Source organism: Marinomonas atlantica, assembly GCF_001639725.1.
GTDB classification, from domain to species: domain Bacteria; phylum Pseudomonadota; class Gammaproteobacteria; order Pseudomonadales; family Marinomonadaceae; genus Marinomonas; species Marinomonas atlantica.
In genome coordinates this window covers 96,152-113,654 of the sequence record NZ_LTAW01000004.1, presented here as the reverse complement: position 1 = coordinate 113,654, position 17,503 = coordinate 96,152, and the positions used below count along the sequence as shown (strand labels likewise).

Annotated in this window: 17 protein-coding genes and 3 tRNA genes; 8 read left to right on the top strand and 12 right to left on the bottom strand. The window is 44.5% G+C overall.

Annotated features, from left to right (window positions below; all coding sequences use genetic code 11):
• Positions 1 to 102 precede the first annotated feature (102 nt).
• From AYW75_RS08100 to AYW75_RS08090, 3 genes are all read left to right on the top strand, one after another.
• Positions 103 to 1,509, top strand: a complete 1,407-nt coding sequence (locus tag AYW75_RS08100; RefSeq protein WP_067098038.1) for a cytochrome ubiquinol oxidase subunit I — start codon at positions 103 to 105, stop codon at positions 1,507 to 1,509.
• Positions 1,509 to 2,504, top strand: coding sequence for a cytochrome d ubiquinol oxidase subunit II (cydB, locus tag AYW75_RS08095; protein ID WP_067098036.1), 996 nt, complete (start codon positions 1,509 to 1,511; stop codon positions 2,502 to 2,504). The genes AYW75_RS08100 and cydB overlap by 1 nt, the downstream gene beginning before the upstream one ends.
• A 258-nt stretch (positions 2,505 to 2,762) precedes the next feature.
• Positions 2,763 to 3,320, top strand: a complete 558-nt coding sequence (locus AYW75_RS08090; protein WP_067098034.1) for a DUF1439 domain-containing protein — start codon at positions 2,763 to 2,765, stop codon at positions 3,318 to 3,320.
• 131 nt (positions 3,321 to 3,451) lie between these two features.
• Here the strand turns inward: AYW75_RS08090 and AYW75_RS08085 are convergent.
• The 3 genes from AYW75_RS08085 to uvrB all read right to left on the bottom strand — a co-directional run bounded on the left by AYW75_RS08085 (position 3,452) and on the right by uvrB (position 5,848).
• Positions 3,452 to 3,528, bottom strand: a tRNA-Val gene (locus AYW75_RS08085).
• 82 nt (positions 3,529 to 3,610) lie between these two features.
• Positions 3,611 to 3,802 (bottom strand): hypothetical protein, encoded by a 192-nt coding sequence (locus AYW75_RS08080; RefSeq protein ID WP_067036447.1) that lies wholly within the window; start codon positions 3,800 to 3,802, stop codon positions 3,611 to 3,613.
• Positions 3,803 to 3,817: 15 nt separating this feature from the next.
• On the bottom strand, positions 3,818 to 5,848 hold the full coding sequence (gene uvrB, locus AYW75_RS08075) for an excinuclease ABC subunit UvrB (RefSeq protein ID WP_067098032.1): 2,031 nt from the start codon (positions 5,846 to 5,848) through the stop codon (positions 3,818 to 3,820).
• A 205-nt stretch (positions 5,849 to 6,053) separates the two neighbouring features.
• Here uvrB and AYW75_RS08070 point away from each other — a divergent pair, with 205 nt between their 5' ends.
• Positions 6,054 to 6,923 carry an MBL fold metallo-hydrolase gene (locus tag AYW75_RS08070; RefSeq protein ID WP_067098030.1) on the top strand — a complete coding sequence of 290 codons (870 nt, stop codon included), beginning with the start codon at positions 6,054 to 6,056 and terminating at the stop codon, positions 6,921 to 6,923.
• An 8-nt stretch (positions 6,924 to 6,931) separates the two neighbouring features.
• The gene (locus AYW75_RS08065; RefSeq protein WP_067098029.1) at positions 6,932 to 8,650 is read left to right on the top strand and encodes a SulP family inorganic anion transporter; all 1,719 of its coding nucleotides are present in this window, start codon (positions 6,932 to 6,934) and stop codon (positions 8,648 to 8,650) included.
• A gap of 32 nt (positions 8,651 to 8,682) precedes the next feature.
• Here AYW75_RS08065 and AYW75_RS08060 read toward each other — a convergent pair whose 3' ends face one another.
• From AYW75_RS08060 to ihfB, 5 genes are all read right to left on the bottom strand, one after another.
• A complete protein-coding gene (locus AYW75_RS08060) occupies positions 8,683 to 8,958 on the bottom strand; it encodes a ComEA family DNA-binding protein (RefSeq protein ID WP_067098026.1) in 276 nt (91 codons plus the stop codon).
• A gap of 107 nt (positions 8,959 to 9,065) precedes the next feature.
• Entirely contained in the window at positions 9,066 to 9,773 is a 708-nt protein-coding gene (pyrF, locus tag AYW75_RS08055; protein ID WP_067098023.1) for an orotidine-5'-phosphate decarboxylase, read from the bottom strand.
• 22 nt (positions 9,774 to 9,795) lie between these two features.
• Entirely contained in the window at positions 9,796 to 10,968 is a 1,173-nt protein-coding gene (lapB, locus tag AYW75_RS08050; RefSeq protein WP_067098020.1) for a lipopolysaccharide assembly protein LapB, read from the bottom strand.
• Between the two features lie 4 nt (positions 10,969 to 10,972).
• Positions 10,973 to 11,293 carry a lipopolysaccharide assembly protein LapA domain-containing protein gene (locus AYW75_RS08045; protein WP_067098017.1) on the bottom strand — a complete coding sequence of 107 codons (321 nt, stop codon included), beginning with the start codon at positions 11,291 to 11,293 and terminating at the stop codon, positions 10,973 to 10,975.
• Positions 11,294 to 11,359: 66 nt separating this feature from the next.
• Positions 11,360 to 11,662 (bottom strand): integration host factor subunit beta, encoded by a 303-nt coding sequence (gene ihfB, locus AYW75_RS08040; RefSeq protein WP_067036425.1) that lies wholly within the window; start codon positions 11,660 to 11,662, stop codon positions 11,360 to 11,362.
• Positions 11,663 to 11,870: 208 nt separating this feature from the next.
• On the opposite strand from ihfB, the gene ppa reads away from it, so the two are divergent.
• Positions 11,871 to 12,401 carry an inorganic diphosphatase gene (gene ppa / locus AYW75_RS08035; protein ID WP_067036423.1) on the top strand — a complete coding sequence of 177 codons (531 nt, stop codon included), beginning with the start codon at positions 11,871 to 11,873 and terminating at the stop codon, positions 12,399 to 12,401.
• An 81-nt stretch (positions 12,402 to 12,482) separates the two neighbouring features.
• On the opposite strand, the gene trxB is transcribed toward ppa, so the two are convergent.
• Together trxB and AYW75_RS08025 are read right to left on the bottom strand one after the other, a co-directional pair.
• Positions 12,483 to 13,451 (bottom strand): thioredoxin-disulfide reductase, encoded by a 969-nt coding sequence (gene trxB / locus AYW75_RS08030; protein ID WP_067098014.1) that lies wholly within the window; start codon positions 13,449 to 13,451, stop codon positions 12,483 to 12,485.
• Between the two features lie 123 nt (positions 13,452 to 13,574).
• Positions 13,575 to 14,327, bottom strand: coding sequence for a HesA/MoeB/ThiF family protein (locus AYW75_RS08025; RefSeq protein WP_067098011.1), 753 nt, complete (start codon positions 14,325 to 14,327; stop codon positions 13,575 to 13,577).
• A 70-nt stretch (positions 14,328 to 14,397) separates the two neighbouring features.
• Between AYW75_RS08025 and AYW75_RS08020 the strand changes: the two genes are divergently transcribed.
• Entirely contained in the window at positions 14,398 to 15,696 is a 1,299-nt protein-coding gene (locus tag AYW75_RS08020) for an inosine/guanosine kinase (RefSeq protein ID WP_067098008.1), read from the top strand.
• A 44-nt stretch (positions 15,697 to 15,740) separates the two neighbouring features.
• Here AYW75_RS08020 and AYW75_RS08015 read toward each other — a convergent pair.
• Both AYW75_RS08015 and AYW75_RS08010 read right to left on the bottom strand, forming a co-directional pair.
• A tRNA-Leu gene (locus AYW75_RS08015) sits at positions 15,741 to 15,826 on the bottom strand.
• Positions 15,827 to 15,886: 60 nt separating this feature from the next.
• On the bottom strand, positions 15,887 to 17,113 hold the full coding sequence (locus tag AYW75_RS08010) for an EAL and HDOD domain-containing protein (RefSeq protein ID WP_067098006.1): 1,227 nt from the start codon (positions 17,111 to 17,113) through the stop codon (positions 15,887 to 15,889).
• A gap of 206 nt (positions 17,114 to 17,319) precedes the next feature.
• On the opposite strand from AYW75_RS08010, the gene AYW75_RS08005 reads away from it, so the two are divergent.
• Positions 17,320 to 17,395, top strand: a tRNA-Ala gene (locus tag AYW75_RS08005).
• Positions 17,396 to 17,503 lie beyond the last annotated feature (108 nt).

Here is a 17,503-nt window from a genome sequence, read left to right as displayed (position 1 = left end):
CATTTAAAACAGCCGACGCTATAAACGTGAATGCCTAGGTATTCAAATTATTTATCTCAATTTAAGACGATCACCCTTCACGGTTTTTAAACGGATTCTCTTATGGAACTCGATACAGCGCTACTTTCTCGCCTACAATTTGCGTTTACGGTGAGCTTTCACATCATCTTCCCAAGCATCACTATTGGCTTAGCCACTTTGATTGCCATTTGGGAAGGTCTATGGCTCAAAACCCATGATCCACGCTACTTACAGCTGGCCAAATTTTGGATCAAGCCATTTGCCATTACCTTTGGTATGGGGGTGGTGTCAGGAATCGTCCTGTCGTATGAGTTTGGCACCAACTTCTCGAAATTTTCCGATATTGTCGGCCCTGTATTAGGCCCCTTAATGGCCTATGAAGTATTGACTGCGTTTTTTTTAGAGGCGGGCTTTTTAGGTGTCATGCTGTTTGGCTGGCAACGTGTCGGACGAAAGCTGCACTTTTTCGCAACGGTCACGGTCGCAGTGGGGACTTGGATATCGGCCTTTTGGATCATCGTTGCAAACTCGTGGATGCAAACACCGCAAGGCTACACCATCGTAGACGGGCAGTTTCATGTCGCCAGTTGGTTTGAGGTGATTTTCAATCCATCAATGCCTTATCGCCTGAGCCATATGCTGTTGGCCTCTTTGATAACGGCGACCTTCGTCGTCGCAGGCGTGTGCGCTTATTACTTGCTTAAGAAACAACATGTGGCGTTTGCTAAAAAAGGGCTGTCTATGACCATGTGGATTGCCTTAATCCTGACACCTCTGCAAGCTTATATTGGCGATCACCACGGCCTGAACGTTAAACAATATCAACCCACAAAGTTGGCAGCAATGGAAGGTATCTGGCCCGCTGAAGAAGAGCGCGTCCCTCTGTTGTTGTTCGCTATGCCCAATATGGAAACGGAATCCAATGACTTCGAACTGGGCATTCCCAGTTTGGGAAGTTTGATTCTTACCCACAGTTTTGACGGTGCTGTTCAAGGGCTAAAAGCGGTCCCGCCGGAAGACCGCCCCAATGTGCCATTGGTTTTCTGGTCCTTTAGGGTGATGGTTGGGCTTGGGTTCGGCATGATTGCTCTGGCATTCATTGCCCTATGGCTGAGAAAGCGCAGCACCCTGTTTGAAAACAAACCTTTCCTAGCCGCTCTCGCCCTGTTTACGCCATCTGGTGTCATTTCGGTATTGGCGGGCTGGTATGTGGTCGAAGTAGGTCGTCAACCATGGCTGGTTTACAACTTAGTACGCACCAGCGATGTGGTCTCACCGCTTCCTGCTGAACGCGTGCTCTTCACGCTGATTGGGTTTGTTGTGATTTACACTTTGCTTCTGGGCGTTTATCTATACTTCATGCGCAAACTGATTAAGAAAGGGCCACCAAGTATGGCGCATTTAGAACAGCAACTCATCGGTATGAAAGCACCTGGCTACGCGTTAGCGTGGGTAAAGAACTTAAAACATGAAGAAGGAGAAAAATAATGGACTTAATCTTGTTTTATTTTCTAATCCTAGGGTTTGCGGTTTTGATGTACGTACTGCTCGATGGCTTTGATTTGGGTATTGGGATTTTATATCCATGGTTTGACCGAGAAGGCGAACGTGATCATTTAATGCGATCAATTTCTCATGTCTGGGATGGCAATGAAACTTGGCTGGTGTTTGGCGGCGTCGTGCTGTTTGCCGCTTTTCCAGCAGCCTATGCGGGTATTCTTTCCACCTTTTACTTACCCATTATTTTGATGCTGTTTGCTTTAATATTTCGTGGCGTCGCTTTTGAGTATCGTTTTAAAGCACACCGCTCTCGGCCATATTGGGATTTAGCGTTCAGCGCTGGCTCAGCGACCGCGGCGTTTTGCCAAGGACTGATTCTGGGCTCGATCGTCCAAGGCGTCAACGCGGACCAAATATCCGAAGCCAGCTGGTATTGGTTATCTCCTTTTGCCATTTTAACCGGCTTTAGCGTAATGGCAGGTTATGCGTTACTGGGCGCCAGTTATCTTTATATGAAAAGTCGGTCTCGCATACAACAGCACGCGGCTCATCTGGCGAAACGCTTATTAGTCATTGTGATGCTGGCCATGTTGACCGTCAGCCTATGGACGGTTTTATCGTCCGACAACATTCGTACTCGATGGTTTGATGGGTTGAACTTTTTGTACCTTAGCCCGCTACCTATTGTTTCATGCCTGCTTGCCTTTTTGGCTTGGCGCGGCTTTAACAATAACGCCCACGAAGCACGTCCGTTTTGGTTTGTTACGGGTATTTTTGCACTGGGGTTTGCTGGGCTAGTCGTCAGCTTATTTCCTTACCTAATACCAAACCAGCTGACCATTTGGGATGCCGCTGCGCCCGATTCTAGCTTGAAATTCTTGCTGGTAGGCATTCTGATTTTCATACCCCTTATTTTGGCTTATACGTTTTGGGGCTATCGTGTATTTGCCGGTAAGGTGGAAGACTATCAGGAGGGTTATTAATGAAACTCAAATCTTGGCAGTGGTTCGCCCTGCTCTATCTAATCGGCATCATCAGTGTGAGTGCATTGGCGTATGCCATGCGGTTGATCATTAACACAGCAGCGTAAAGTTTAAAACGAGCTTGCGTTGTCACCCAAGCTCGTTTTCTTATTGGCCTCACAAGAAATAGACACTTTTTAAAACGATGTGAGAGAACTTTTACACACTCACCTGAGACACGCTACACTAGCGTTTCTATCTGAACTTATGAGCGCCATTATGAAAGCTTTTTTCGTTGTTTTATTGACCATCATTATCAGTGGTTGTGCGACGTTGTCACAATTATCCACTTACACCGTATCGAATGCTGAACTGGAAAGCGTGCTCGACAGCCAGCTTGGAAAACTACAGAAGCAGTCAGAATTAGCTGGCATTCCTTTAGAGCTAACGGTTGACGATATGACCGTGGATATCGGCCCTGATGGACGAGATATTGTCCGCTTAGGCGCTTTAGCAACAGCCAGCATCAATGTATTTGGCTTTAAATACCCAGCTAAAATAAGCCTTGAAATGGAAGGTGCGCCATACTACGACAGCGAAAAGAAAGCCATCTTTGTACGCTCATTATCTTTATTAGACAGCACCATTGATGCCGCCGGTTACAAAGGCAATTTGGCGCCCGTCAGCAAAGAAATGATGATGCTAATCAATGGTTACCTAGCGTCTAACCCTGTTTACACATTAGACACGACAAATAACACGCTTCGCTTGCTATCCAGTGTTCCATTAAATCTTTCAATTGAACAAGGTAAGCTCGCGCTTCAACCTAAGCAGTAATATTGGTTGAAATAGAGCTTTGCTCGATGGTGTCAGCAGTAAGTTCAGCTGACAGCAAACGCAGAATATAGTAACGCAGCCAAAAATAAGGCACAAAAAAGCCGAACACGGAGTTCGGCTTTTTTAAATTTTGGTAGGGCTAGGCAGATTCGAACTGCCGACCTCATCCATGTCAAGGATGCGCTCTAACCAACTGAGCTATAGTCCTAAAGTTGTGATTATTATACGCAGAGAGCTTTTTAGATCAAGTGTTTAAACAATTTTTTTAAGCAATTGTTTTCGCTCACTATTTATTCATCCTCAAGCGCTACAAGTAGCTCGTGCCCAATGACTTCATCAATCAAATGATAAGGCACTTTGTACTGTTTTTCGCGAAACTTGACGACCACGTGCTCCAAGCACATTTTTAATATAACGCAATTTACAATTACCCCATTGTCGATCACACGAATGATATTTCTGGTATGTAGAGTCAACGCCATGTCTGATTCCTTAACTTATTCACCAACGTCTTTCAGTTTCTTCTGCAAAATACGTATTTGATCTCGGTAACCGGCCGCTAATTCAAACTGTAAGTTTTCTGACGCTGTCATCATCTCTTTTTGTAGCTCTATCATGGCTTTACGCACTTCGGCCACGTCGTCCATCGTTTCGATTTCGTAGTCTTTTACTTTTTCTGCAACCTTACGAGTCTGCTTCGATTTGTTGCGACTGCCAGCGCCTGGGTTGTAGGCGCCTTCTAAAATGTCTTCAACCGATTTAGTAATACCTGTCGGAGTAATGCCATGCTCTTCGTTAAAGGCTTCTTGCTTAGCTCGACGACGAATGGTTTCGTCCATGGCACGTTGCATGGAGCCTGTTATGCGATCAGCATACAGTATCGCTTTACCTTTTACGTTACGAGCCGCACGACCGATGGTTTGGATGAGGGAACGATCTGACCGTAAGAAGCCTTCTTTATCGGCGTCTAAAATCGCGACTAGGCTCACTTCCGGTATATCCAAACCTTCTCGCAGCAAGTTAATCCCAACCAGCACATCAAATTCACCCAGACGCAAATCTCGGATAATTTCGACGCGTTCAACAGTGTCGATATCAGAGTGAAGATAACGCACACGAATACCGTGCTCATGCAGATAGTCCGTTAAGTCTTCTGCCATACGTTTAGTCAACGTGGTCACTAGGACCCTTTCGCCACTTGGTAAGCGCTTATTAATCTCAGATAACAAATCATCAACTTGGGTCGAAACCGGACGCACTTCAATTTCGGGGTCAATCAACCCCGTCGGACGAACAATTTGCTCCACCACCCAGTCTTGATGCTGCTCTTCATATTTACCTGGCGTAGCGGAAACAAAGATAGTCTGAGGCTTAATCTGCTCCCATTCTTCAAATTTCATTGGACGATTATCCAATGCCGAAGGCAATCGGAAACCATATTCCACTAAGTTCTCTTTACGTGATCGATCGCCTTTATACATTGCACCAATCTGCGGAACAGTTACATGAGATTCATCAATTACAAGCAAAGCATTGTCAGGCAGATAATCAAACAATGTGGGCGGTGGCGAGCCTTCTGGGCGGCCAGATAAATAACGAGAGTAGTTTTCAACGCCGGAGCAATAACCTAGCTCCTGCATCATTTCCAAATCGTAGTTCGTTCGCTGCTCTAAGCGCTGTAATTCAACCAGCTTATTGAGCGACTTCAATTGCTCTAGGCGAACGTCCAGCTCTTTTTTGATCTTTTCGATCGCTTCAACAATGGTTTCTCGAGGCGTAACATAATGTGTTTTAGGATAAATGGTAACACGCGGAACCTTGCGAATCGTGCGATTGGTCAACGGATCAAATATCGCAAGATTATCCACTTCGTCATCAAACAACTCAATTCGAATCGCTTCGTCTTCAGAGTCAGCAGGGAAAACATCAATCACGTCACCACGCACTCGGAAATTACCGCGCTCAAAAACCATATCATTACGTGTGTATTGTAATTCTGCCAAGCGGCGTAATACGGAACGCTGATCAATATGATCACCTCGATCCATATGCAGCATCATTTTTAAGTAAGACTGCGGATCACCCAAACCGTAGATGGCAGACACCGTTGCAACAATGATGACGTCTTCACGCTCCAACAACGCTTTGGTTGCCGACAGCCGCATTTGCTCAATATGCTCGTTTACCGAAGCGTCTTTTTCAATAAAGGTATCCGATGCCGCAACATAGGCTTCCGGTTGGTAGTAGTCATAATACGAAACAAAATATTCCACAGCATTGTTAGGAAAGAACTCTTTGAACTCTCCATACAATTGAGCTGCGAGTGTTTTGTTATGTGCCATAACAATCGTCGGTCTTTTGACCTGAGAAATCACATTGGCCACGGTAAAAGTCTTACCTGACCCCGTCACCCCTAACAACGTTTGATGAGCGAGCCCCGCATCAATGCCTTGCACCAATTTTTTGATGGCTCCAGGCTGATCACCAGCCGGCTGATATTGTGAAACTACTTGAAACTCTTGCGACACGTTTATGCCCTACCCTTTACATCAGCTAGACATTAAAGACTAACAAATTTAGTGGTCTGAGTCCCAACAAGAACTTGGCATTAGAAAGAAAGTGCATAAAACCTCTTTGCAGTAGTCTTAATTGCTCTATGTTCAATATTGCTAATATAACAAACAACATATAATATATAGTAATAACCTTATAACCTTAACAGAGGTAAAAAAGATGTCTGCTCAACCGCACACTCAAGCATTCTTTGATGAAGCCACCTTTACGGTTTCTTACGTTGTTACCGACGCATCGTCAAACCACTGCGTCATCATCGATTCCGTTTTAGATTATGACCACGCATCCGGTCGTACAACAACCGACTCAGCTGATAATATTATTGAATACATTAAAAGCCGTGATTTAACCGTAAGCTGGATTCTTGAAACTCACGTCCATGCAGATCATTTATCTGCCGCACCGTATTTAAAGCAAGCGTTGGGCGGAAAAATTGTGATAGGCAACAACATCACGACCGTGCAAAACACATTCGGTACGCTACTGAATGTAGAGCCTCAATTTGCACGAGATGGCTCTCAGTTTGATCATCTTGTTGAAGGAGGCGACACGCTTGAGTTTGGCCATTCGACCGTGGAAGTGCTGCATACTCCCGGCCACACTCCAGCGTGTGTTACTTATGTTATTGGTGATGCAGCCTTTGTCGGCGATACCTTATTCATGCCCGATTATGGCACCGCTCGCTGTGATTTCCCTGGAGGGGATGCAGCCACTTTATATCGTTCTATTCAGAAAATTTTTGCTCTTCCTGAATCCACTCGCCTATTTATGTGTCACGACTATAAAGCTCCAGGACGGGAGGACTACCAATGGGAAACCAGTGTCGCGGAGCAAAAACAAGCTAATGTGCATATTCACCAAGGTATTTCAGAAACAACTTTCTGTCACATGCGCACAACAAAAGACGCTACGTTAGGCATGCCACGCTTAATTTGGCCGTCTGTTCAGGTCAATATGCGCGCTGGGAATTTACCGCCTGCTGAAGAAAATGGCACGCGCTACATTAAAACTCCTATTAACATGGTATAGGGCTCGCAATGAATCGATTACTCCGCTACTTACCTGCAACAGTATGGCTTAAAGACTACACTCGGACAGACATGCAAACGGACATGATGGCCAGTGTCATCGTGACCATCATGCTGATTCCGCAAAGCTTAGCCTACGCTATGCTAGCAGGCCTACCGCCTGCGGTAGGTTTGTATGCCAGTATTTTGCCTTTGGCTGCCTATGCCTTATTTGGCTCAAGCAGAACGTTGGCTGTCGGTCCGGTAGCGGTTGTTTCTATGATGACAGGCACAGCGGCGTTGCAATTTGCGGCGCCCAATACGGCGGAATATTTAGCGATTGTTATCTTGTTAGCCGCTATCTCAGGCCTATTTTTACTGCTACTAGGGCTGTTTAAACTCGGCTTTCTCGCCAATCTACTCAGTCACCCCGTAATCTCTGGATTCATCAGCGCATCAGCGATCTTAATAGCACTGGGCCAAGTAAAGCATTTACTTGGGATACAGGCATCAGGACACAACCTGATCGATATGATGACCACCTTGTGGTCGAATCTATCCCAAACTAACTTCGACACTGTTTTAATCGGTGTCACTGCCGTGTTGGCACTCTATCTGTTACGCCTGCACTTTAAGTCAATATTAATCATGTTCGGCTTATCTGATCATCATGCTCAGCTCGCATCCAAAGCTGGCCCTGTATTGGTCGTCGTGATCATGACGTTAATCGTGGCGGCTTTCCAGTTGAACACTGAAGGGGTCAAAGTGGTTGGCGACGTACCAAGTGGGTTCCCACCACTAGCGTTACCTAAAATGGATTTTCAGATGACGATGGACTTGCTCCCCGCAGCCATTCTGATCAGTATTGTGGGATTTGTTGAATCCGTATCAGTAGCTCAATCTTTTGCCGCCAAACGTCGTCAAAGTATCGACCCAAATCAAGAGTTAGTGGGCTTAGGGGCAGCAAATTTAAGCTCTGCGTTTAGCGGTGGGTTCCCTGTCACGGGTGGCTTTTCGCGCTCAGTGGTGAGCTTTGATGCTGGCGCAAAAACGCCAATGACGGGCGTTTTCACGGCACTGCTAATCTTGCTGACGTTAAGCTTTTTAACTGGCGCGTTTTACTATCTTCCTAAAGCAGTATTAGCCGCAACAATCATTGTTGCTGTTGTACAGCTCATCGATCTGAAAAGTTTTATTCATGTTTGGCGTTACTCTAAACAAGATGTCAGCGCCTTGCTGGCAACCTTCTTTATGGTACTTTTTGTCGGTGTTGAGGCTGGGATCATAACGGGTGTCAGCTTATCTCTGATTCTATTTCTTTGGCATGCAAGTCACCCACACATAGCCGTAGTAGGCCGTGTTCCAGGGACAGAGCACTTTCGTAATGTCGAGCGCTTCCAAGTGGAAACAAATTGTGAAGTACTGACGGTTCGTATCGATGAAAGTTTATTTTTTGCGAATGCGCGAATGCTAGAAGATAAAATCAATCAACTGGTTGCCAAGCAAAAACAAGTAAAAGACGTCGTTTTGATGTGTACCGCCGTCAACATGATTGATGCCAGCGCTTTGGAAAGCCTTGAGATGATCTGCGCACGTCTACAATCCACGGATATTCGGCTTCATCTTTCAGAAGTGAAAGGGCCAGTAATGGACCGACTCAAAGGGTCGACTTTTATTTCTCATTTAACTGGCGAGATTTATCTTACTCAAAATCAAGCTTTTGAAGCACTTTGTCATCAAAAAGGGTGATCAACTGATCACCCTTTTTCTCATTTCCGCTTTTATTCGACTTCTTTCACCTGAATCACCATTCGATTTTTTTCTAGTAGTGCAGGTCCAATCCCTTTCACTTTGGTCAGGTCTTCAATCGTAGAAAAAGGGCCATTCTGGTCACGGTACACAATAATGGCTTCCGCTTTACTTTCTCCTACGCCACTCATTACCAGATCCAACTCAGCCGACGTTGCTGAATTAATATCTAAGGGCTCCACCGCCATGGAAAGAGCAGGAAAAAATAACAGGGAAACGGCCACAATACGCTTAAGCAATGACTTCATGTGCATACTCCTTATGCTGGGTTAATGGCTTCATGCCAATTAAATAAAAAGCCGATCAAATGCTTGATCGGCTTTCAGAATATCACAGACGCAAATCTGCTCAATGCTTATGCAATAACACCTAACTCATCATTGACCTGAGTTAATACTTGGATAGGATCTTGTGCTTGCGTAATTGGACGCCCCATTACGAGATAGTGACTACCTGCCGCCATTGCTTGTACTGGAGTCATAATACGTTTCTGGTCTCCCTGGTCTGATCCAGTTGGACGAATGCCTGGCGTCACCAACACAAAATCTTTGCCTAATGTTTCTGATAACATAGAAGATTCTTGAGCAGAACATACCACGCCATCCATACCAGACGATTGCGCCAGTTTGGCTAAACGCATGACATGATCCTGTGGCGATAAATCAATACCAACTTCCACCAGATCCGTTTCATCCATGCTAGTCAGCACTGTTACTGCAATCAAAAGAGTATTGTGATCATGAATCTGAGCCAGTGCATTTGCTGAAGCCTCCATCATACGACGGCCGCCACTGGCATGAACATTGACCATCCAAACACCTGATTTGGCTGCCACCGCAACAGCGTTGGCAACCGTGTTTGGAATATCATGAAATTTTAGGTCTAGAAATACATCAAAACCTAGCCCATGAAGTTCATCCAAAATCGCTGGACCCGCTTTGGTAAACAGCTCTTTACCAACTTTAACGCGACACAGTTTTGGGTCTAAGCGCTTTGCCATCGCAGTAGCTTGTTCGATTGTCGGATAGTCTAAAGCTACGACGATTGGGGATGGGCAAGTCATTTAAAATCCTCTGCAATAAAATCTATTCACCTTCTAAACCATGAATCGGCTTAACCGTGCCCCAGCTCTTGCAACTTGGACATTGCCAATGCAACTGATGGCCAGAAAAGCCACACTGTCGGCAACGATGTTTTGGTTTAGAAGAGGTTAACTGTTCAATAAGTTCGTATAAGACACTTAAATTTTCTTGATCGTGACCATCTGATTCCGTGCGCTGCATATCAATCAGCTCTTGAAACCCCTTTATCGTTGGATGAGCACGAAGCTGCGTTATTATAAACTGTTCTGCGAACTCTTTGTCATCCTGAGCGTAATGTTCCGTCAGAGCTCGTATTAAGGTTGCCGACGGGTGCATTTTAAGCTGTTCTTGCAAAAACTTAAGATAGCCACCACTACCCCATACTTTTATGTAACTGTCTCGCAGCATAGGGATGACTATCGGTAAAAACTCATGATCTTGATTGGCAACGGATTTCAGTTCTTTTATGGCGTCGCGGTAGCGTTTTTGGCTAAGATAAATATTTGATAAACCAATACTCGCACGTACACAATCCACATCCACATCAATGGCAGATTTGTATTTCTGAAACGCCACCGTGAACTGTTCTTTTTTAATCGCTTCTTCTGCTAATTCACAGTAAAAATGCGCTAAACGCTGGGCCTGTTTACGTGTAGGAAAATCACTTTGAAGCTGATGACCAATCCGGATTGCTTTGTCCCAGCTCTGTTCGAACTCATACAAGTCTACTAACAGTGTAAAAATTTCTTTTTGAAATTCAGTTTTTCGAGAAGCGATATTTAATAAAAGGCGCTCAGCACGATCCAATAAGCCAGCAGACATAAAATCACTGGCAAGCTCTAGCTGAACGAGTCGAGTATCCCTAGGGGATATATCCGGGCGAGCTAATAGGCTTTGATGAATATTGATCGCTTTTTGGATTTCTCCTTTCTTACGAAACAAGTTACCAAGCGTCAAATGAATATCGAAGGTATCAGCATTAACTTCTAAAGAATCAACAAAGGCGTCAATTGCTTCAGACTGCTGACCGTTGAGTAAGTGATTTAAACCCCGAAAATAATCGTTTGGGACTTTTTTTAATTCTTCTTGTTGGCTTTCTTTTGTGCCACGACGCCCTAACATCCAACCAATGAATAAGGCGACAAAGAGAACTACAAATAAGCCCCACTCGGTCACGGGACTACTCCCGCTCCGCTAGTTCAGTCGATAAAGAAGCTTTGCGTAAGTTATCAATTTCGGTTTGTAGATTCACAAGCTGTTTATTCTGTTTACGAGAACGGCGCTCTAATCTAAACAGCAACATGCTAGACGACGCCAACGCCAAAATAACGCCTACTGCAAAAGCAATAATCATGTACAAAGCGACACTTAACTCTGGCGATTGCCATAAAACCAGATCAAGCGTAATCACTTGTCCGTTTCGGATTGCAAAGAAAAGACCGATAAATAAGAAAAAAGCTAGGACTACTAAAAGTATCACTCGCTTCAGCCATTTAAGCATAAAACACCCATATACTGCGTCATTCAGCTTATTATGCCGTCGAGCAGAGAAAATTTCGATAGAAAATTAGCCAAACTCTTTCGTATCTGCGACAGAGTTCACTAATTCACGCAATTCTTTACCAGGCTTGAAGTGGGGGACGTATTTAGAACCCAGCTCAACGGATTCACCAGTTTTAGGATTTCGACCAATACGAGGTGCACGGTAATGCAGAGAGAAACTACCAAAACCACGAATCTCAATACGTTCGCCATTCGCCAATGCTTCAGACATATGCTCTAACATTGCCTTTACAGCCAACTCAACCTCTTTGACTGGTAGATGCGGCTGCTGGTCTATTAGCATTTCTATCAGCTCAGATTTTGTCATCAGTGTCCTCTCGACTATATTTTGATCACACTCTTAGACTAGCTAAATTTAGAAAGAAAGCAATAACTTAACGCGTATTAAGGACAATTTTCCCGCTTTTTTTGGCTTTATATAACGATTATTTCTTCTAAGACTTTGTGATGACTAGCATCCCATGGACCTAACTTCTATAATTGCCGCCATTACTTAACACAAGTGGATATTAAACATGAGCTTCAAACACATTCCAGCTGGCCGCGATGTGCCAAACGACATCAACGTAATCATCGAAATTCCTGCCGAGGCAAACCCAGTTAAGTACGAAGTAGACAAAGACATGGACGCGCTGATTGTAGATCGCTTCATGACAGCGCCTATGTTCTACCCTGCTAACTACGGCTACGTAAACAACACACTTGCTGACGACGGCGACCCAGTTGACGTTCTAGTCATCACACCATATCCAGTGGTTGCAGGTTCTGTTATCCGTTGCCGCCCAGTTGGCGTACTTAACATGTCTGATGAAGCAGGTATGGACGCTAAGCTTGTTGCGGTTCCACATGACAAACTAAGCAAAGAATACACGCACATCCAAGATGTGAATGATATTCCCCAACTACTTCGTGACCAAATCGAGCACTTCTTCGAAAACTACAAGAAGCTTGAGCAAGGTAAGTGGGTAAAAGTTGAAGGCTGGGCGAATGCTGATGAAGCACGCAAAGCATTGGTTGAAGGCGTAGAGGCCTACAACGCCCAGTAGTCATTTGATTACTAGGTGAACCATTAAAAAAGCCGATCCACTGGATCGGCTTTTTTTATTTACTGATGCAAAAAAAGATATCTACTTTTCGACGCCGTCGACTAGGCCATCCAAGTAACGTTCTGCATCTAGGGCCGCCATACAGCCCGTACCGGCTGATGTGATCGCCTGACGATAAATATGATCGCTCACATCACCTGCTGCAAACACACCCTCGATGCTGGTTTGTGTTGCGTTACCGTGTGTACCGGATTGCACCGATAGGTAACCATCTTTCATGTCCAGTTGACCTGCAAACATGTCCGTATTTGGTTTGTGACCAATGGCAACAAAAAGACCGGCTACTGCTAGCTCTTTGAATTCACCTGTTTGATTATTTTTAATACGCACACCTGTCACACCCGAACCGTCACCCAGTACTTCGTCTAGTTCGCTGTGCCATTCGATGTTTACATTACCGTTTGCTGCTTTTTCAAGTAACTTATCAGACAAGATCTTTTCAGAACGGAATTTATCGCGACGATGAATAACCGTTACTGACTTAGCAATGTTCGCTAGGTAAAGCGCTTCTTCAACAGCCGTATTACCACCGCCGATCACAGCAACGTCTTGGCCACGGTAAAAGAAACCATCACAGGTGGCACAAGCCGATACGCCTTGTCCCATGAATTTCTGCTCGCTTTCCATACCTAGGTACTGAGCACTCGCACCGGTTGCGATGATTAGCGCATCACATGTGTAAACACCGCTGTCGCCTTCTAGACGGAATGGACGGTTTTGTAGATCCACTTTGTTAACGTGGTCAAAAATAATTTCTGTTTCAAAACGCTCTGCGTGCTGACGCATACGATCCATCAGTTCAGGACCTTGCACACCGTTTACATCACCGGGCCAGTTATCTACTTCCGTTGTAGTGGTTAGCTGACCACCCATCTGCATGCCTGTTACCATAACAGGGTTAAGGTTGGCACGAGCCGCATACACTGCTGCAGTGTAACCAGCTGGGCCTGAGCCCAAGATCATTAATTTAGCGTGCTTAACATCGCTCATATGGAATGCTCCTTAAATTAAATATCCTAGCCGAGGTGTAACACGGCTTCGTTATGGGCGTAGGATAAAGAAACCGCTAGCAAATAGACACCGAAAAAAATTTATTGAGAGAATAGAGGTATTCTATGAATTTTGAGCACCGCAACAAGGGCACTCAGGGTCCGGAGACAGCCGCATTGTGCGCCAATCACCACTGAGCCCATCAAATAACTGCAATGACCCATGTTTAACTTGGCCAACACCACTGAGTAACCTTATGGCCACAAGCGCCTGCTGAACACCAATCGTACCAACAACTGGACCAATGATTCCGTTGGTATTGCAACTGAGCTGTTGATCTGACAAATCAGGGTATAAACATTCATAGCAAGGCGTTACGTTTTGGTCGTAGCGAAAAGTGATCAACTGCCCTTCCCAACGAATGGCCGCACCACTGACTAAAGGACACTGACGCGCCAACGCCCAGCGATGCACCATTTTCCGTGTAGTGAAATTATCACAACAATCCAAAATCACATCGGCGCCATCTAAGTATTGATCAATGTTTTTGGCATTCAAACGTGCATTGATTGGCACGATATCGACATGTTCATTACGTGCGGTCAACTGCTTATATGCAGCCAATACTTTAGGCTGCTCCACATCGTCCTGCGTATACAGCACTTGGCGAGGCAAATTACTGACATCAACAACATCATCATCAATCAGTGTTAATGAGCCAACCCCTGCTCCCACAAGATACGTGGCTGCAATGTTACCAAGGCCACCGGCCCCAATAATGACAGCGCGCTTTCCAGACAGTGACATCTGACCTTCAACATCAAAATTAGTAAGAAGCAATTGTCGACTGTAACGCATCAGCGCTTGTTCATTCATACCACTTATTTCCTGCCCGTATGGTCAATATTTTGTTAAAATGAGAGCAATTAACTGCTGGATTACAAAGATGAAATTCCCCGGTCGACGCAAACTTAAACATTACTTCCCAGTCACTCAGGCAAATTCCAATTTACCTAAGTCTGAAGTTCAGCCAAGCAAAGATACCTACATCGTCGGTTTAGATGAAACCATTGTCGATGTTATTGCAGCCGTCGAAGACGATTTTATGGCGCGACATGGTATCCGAAAAGGCTTATCAAACCTAGTCAACTCAGAAACCGCGAGCAAAATCTACCGCGAACTGGTCGCAGAAGGACGAATATCTGATCATTTTGCAGGCGGTACGATTGGAAACACCTTGCATAACTATTCCGTTTTAGCCGATGACAAATCTGTACTGCTCGGTGTAATGTCTAATAGCATCATGCTTAATTCGCCAGAATATCACTACATATGTCATACCAGCAGCAAGGTCGACATGAGCCACTTACAAGGTGTTGCGGGAGACATTGGCCGAGGCATTACACTTATAAGTCAAGATGGTGAGCGTACGTTTGCCATCGCCCCTAATGCGATGGACGATATCTGCCCAGAGGTGGTGACGGAAGAGATCATTTCTAATGCATCGGCTTTTGTTACCTGTGCCTACCCGCTTCGACACGCCAATAAGCCGATCAAAGCCACACTAATGAGATGCCTAGAACTGGCAAACAAGCATAATGTTCCTGTGGTGCTAACGCTGGGCACCCAGCATTTAGTCGAAGAATACCGTGATGAGATAGAGCACATCATCAAAGACTACGTGTCTGTTGTTGCGATGAACGAGCAAGAAGCCGAAGCATTAACAGGTCAATCAAGTGTACTTCTAGCCGCAAAAACAGCCTTAGACTGGTGTGATATGGTGCTACTAACAGTGGGAGCGGAAGGGCTATATTTGTGCGGCTACAGTGACGATGCTCAAAAACGTGAAACAACGCACCCAATTAAGTCCGCTGAGATCGCAGACTTTAATCGTTGGGAATTCTCTCGCCCTCAGCGCCAACAAGACTGCCAATCTCCCATAAAAGTGTATTCACACATTGATCCCTACATGGGCGGGCCTGAGCGCATCCGCAATACAAATGGAGCAGGTGATGGTGCTTTATCAGCACTATTACATGATATTGCTGCCAATGGCTTTCATCAACAGCAAGTACCTAATAGCAGTAAACACGAAACCAAGCATTTAACATACTCTTCTTTCGCGCAAGTCTGTAAGTATGCAAACCGCGTAAGCTTCGAAATTCTAAGCCAACACTCTCCAAGGCTATCAAAAGGACTACCTGAGCGAGAAGACAGCTTAGAACAAGCCTATTGGGCTCGATAGAAAACAAAAAAGCCGCCTTAGGAACTAAGACGGCTTTTTTAATATGGTACCAGTGGCCGGACTCGAACCGGCACGCTTTATAGGCAATGGATTTTGAATCCATCGTGTCTACCAATTCCACCACACTGGCTTTGAAATTGTGCCGCATATTCTAGTGTTTTTTAGAACGCTGTCAATGGCTTAGTAAAAACTATTTCAATGTCGCTAAGATTTCTTTAGCCCAGGCCAATGATTCGAAATAACGCGATCCAAGTTGACCTCGAATGCTTACTGGAAGCTTAGCCAGTTTATCTACAAGCCCTTGTTCCATACATTCGACGCTGTATAACACTCGCCCTAAACTGCCTTCATAATGACTTAGTGCACCTTTTAACTCATTGGTTAACATTATTTGTTTCAATAACTCGTCCTTTGGCACCTGTAAAATTACGTCCATGCCCGACATTAAACCAACCATAAACGCTTCTTCTTCACATATTTTTTTCGACTGCAGAGCGAGTAGTTCACAACATCTAGCACGAGCCAATAACTTTCTAATATCATCAGGATCACCTTGATTATTAGAGCTTAAGGTAATGAGCATCGTCCAACGTTTGAGTTGTGTTAAACCCAGAAAGGTAACGGCCTCCTTAATTGAAGCAACAGGAACGCTTAGACCAACCACTGGGCTATTTAATAGGCGTAACATTTGAAAAGACAGTGCTGGCGTTTGCTCAACTAGCTTTGAGACTTCGCTCACACTAACATCTGGGTTCTGAAGAATATTAAGTAAACGAAGCGCACTTTGTGTATCAGACTCTATACGCTTGCCTTTGATTATTTCCGGTCTGCTCAAGTAATAACCTTGAAAATAGTCAAAGCCCATTTTTAGACATAATGAAAGCATTAACTCATTTTCGACTTTCTCAGCAACTAGTTTCAGTCCTAACTCTTTTAAACGCTGTATTTCTTCTTGAATACTGTCTGGAGGAGTACTTAGTACATCGATTTTAACAATGGACATGTAAGGCAAGAGTGGTTGATAAGACTCTGAATAATTATAATCGTCAAGCACGAAACGAAAGCCATACTGATGCCACTTTTTTATGGCTGAAATAAACTCAGGTGTAATCACCTGATCTTCGAGAATTTCAATAAAAACTGTATTGGGAGAAATGGGAAAAAAAGCATCAGACAACACTAATTCTGTCGTCATGTTTATGAAAAACGGTTGCCTTAGCTGGGAATTAAGCTCACAAATCCCCGTACACAAATTCACCAACACCTGACTTGTCGCCATTTGTGGATTATCAAAAACAGCCTGCTCTTCTTGGTCACCTCTAAACAACAACTCGTAACCAAATAATTTTCGATTTCTATCAAAAATAGGCTGCTGAGCCATTAAGAGTTGATCAAAATCTATTGTTGTTGTTTTCATTATCACGCACCCTCAATTTGCAAAAAGCAGTCAGAACAGAACACACCATTGACCCTAAAATGCTAAGATCATGGTATACTGGAATTGTGTAAATTAATAGAAACCATGCGTAACAGTTTGTTTTTGGGGCTGTGAATTTATTGACACGTCGTACTAACATCCATAGAATTATTTCCCATTAATTAGCTCATATCTTTGATCTGATTGGGGCCTTAGCTCAGCTGGGAGAGCGGTTCGCTGGCAGCGAACAGGTCAGCGGTTCGATCCCGCTAGGCTCCACCATATTCCTTTCCACACCCATCCATATCCAATCTCAAAACCCTTTATTTTCAACACTTCCACTCTTTAAGGTTTCCATACCTGTCCATATCTGTGCTATACAATCCGCAT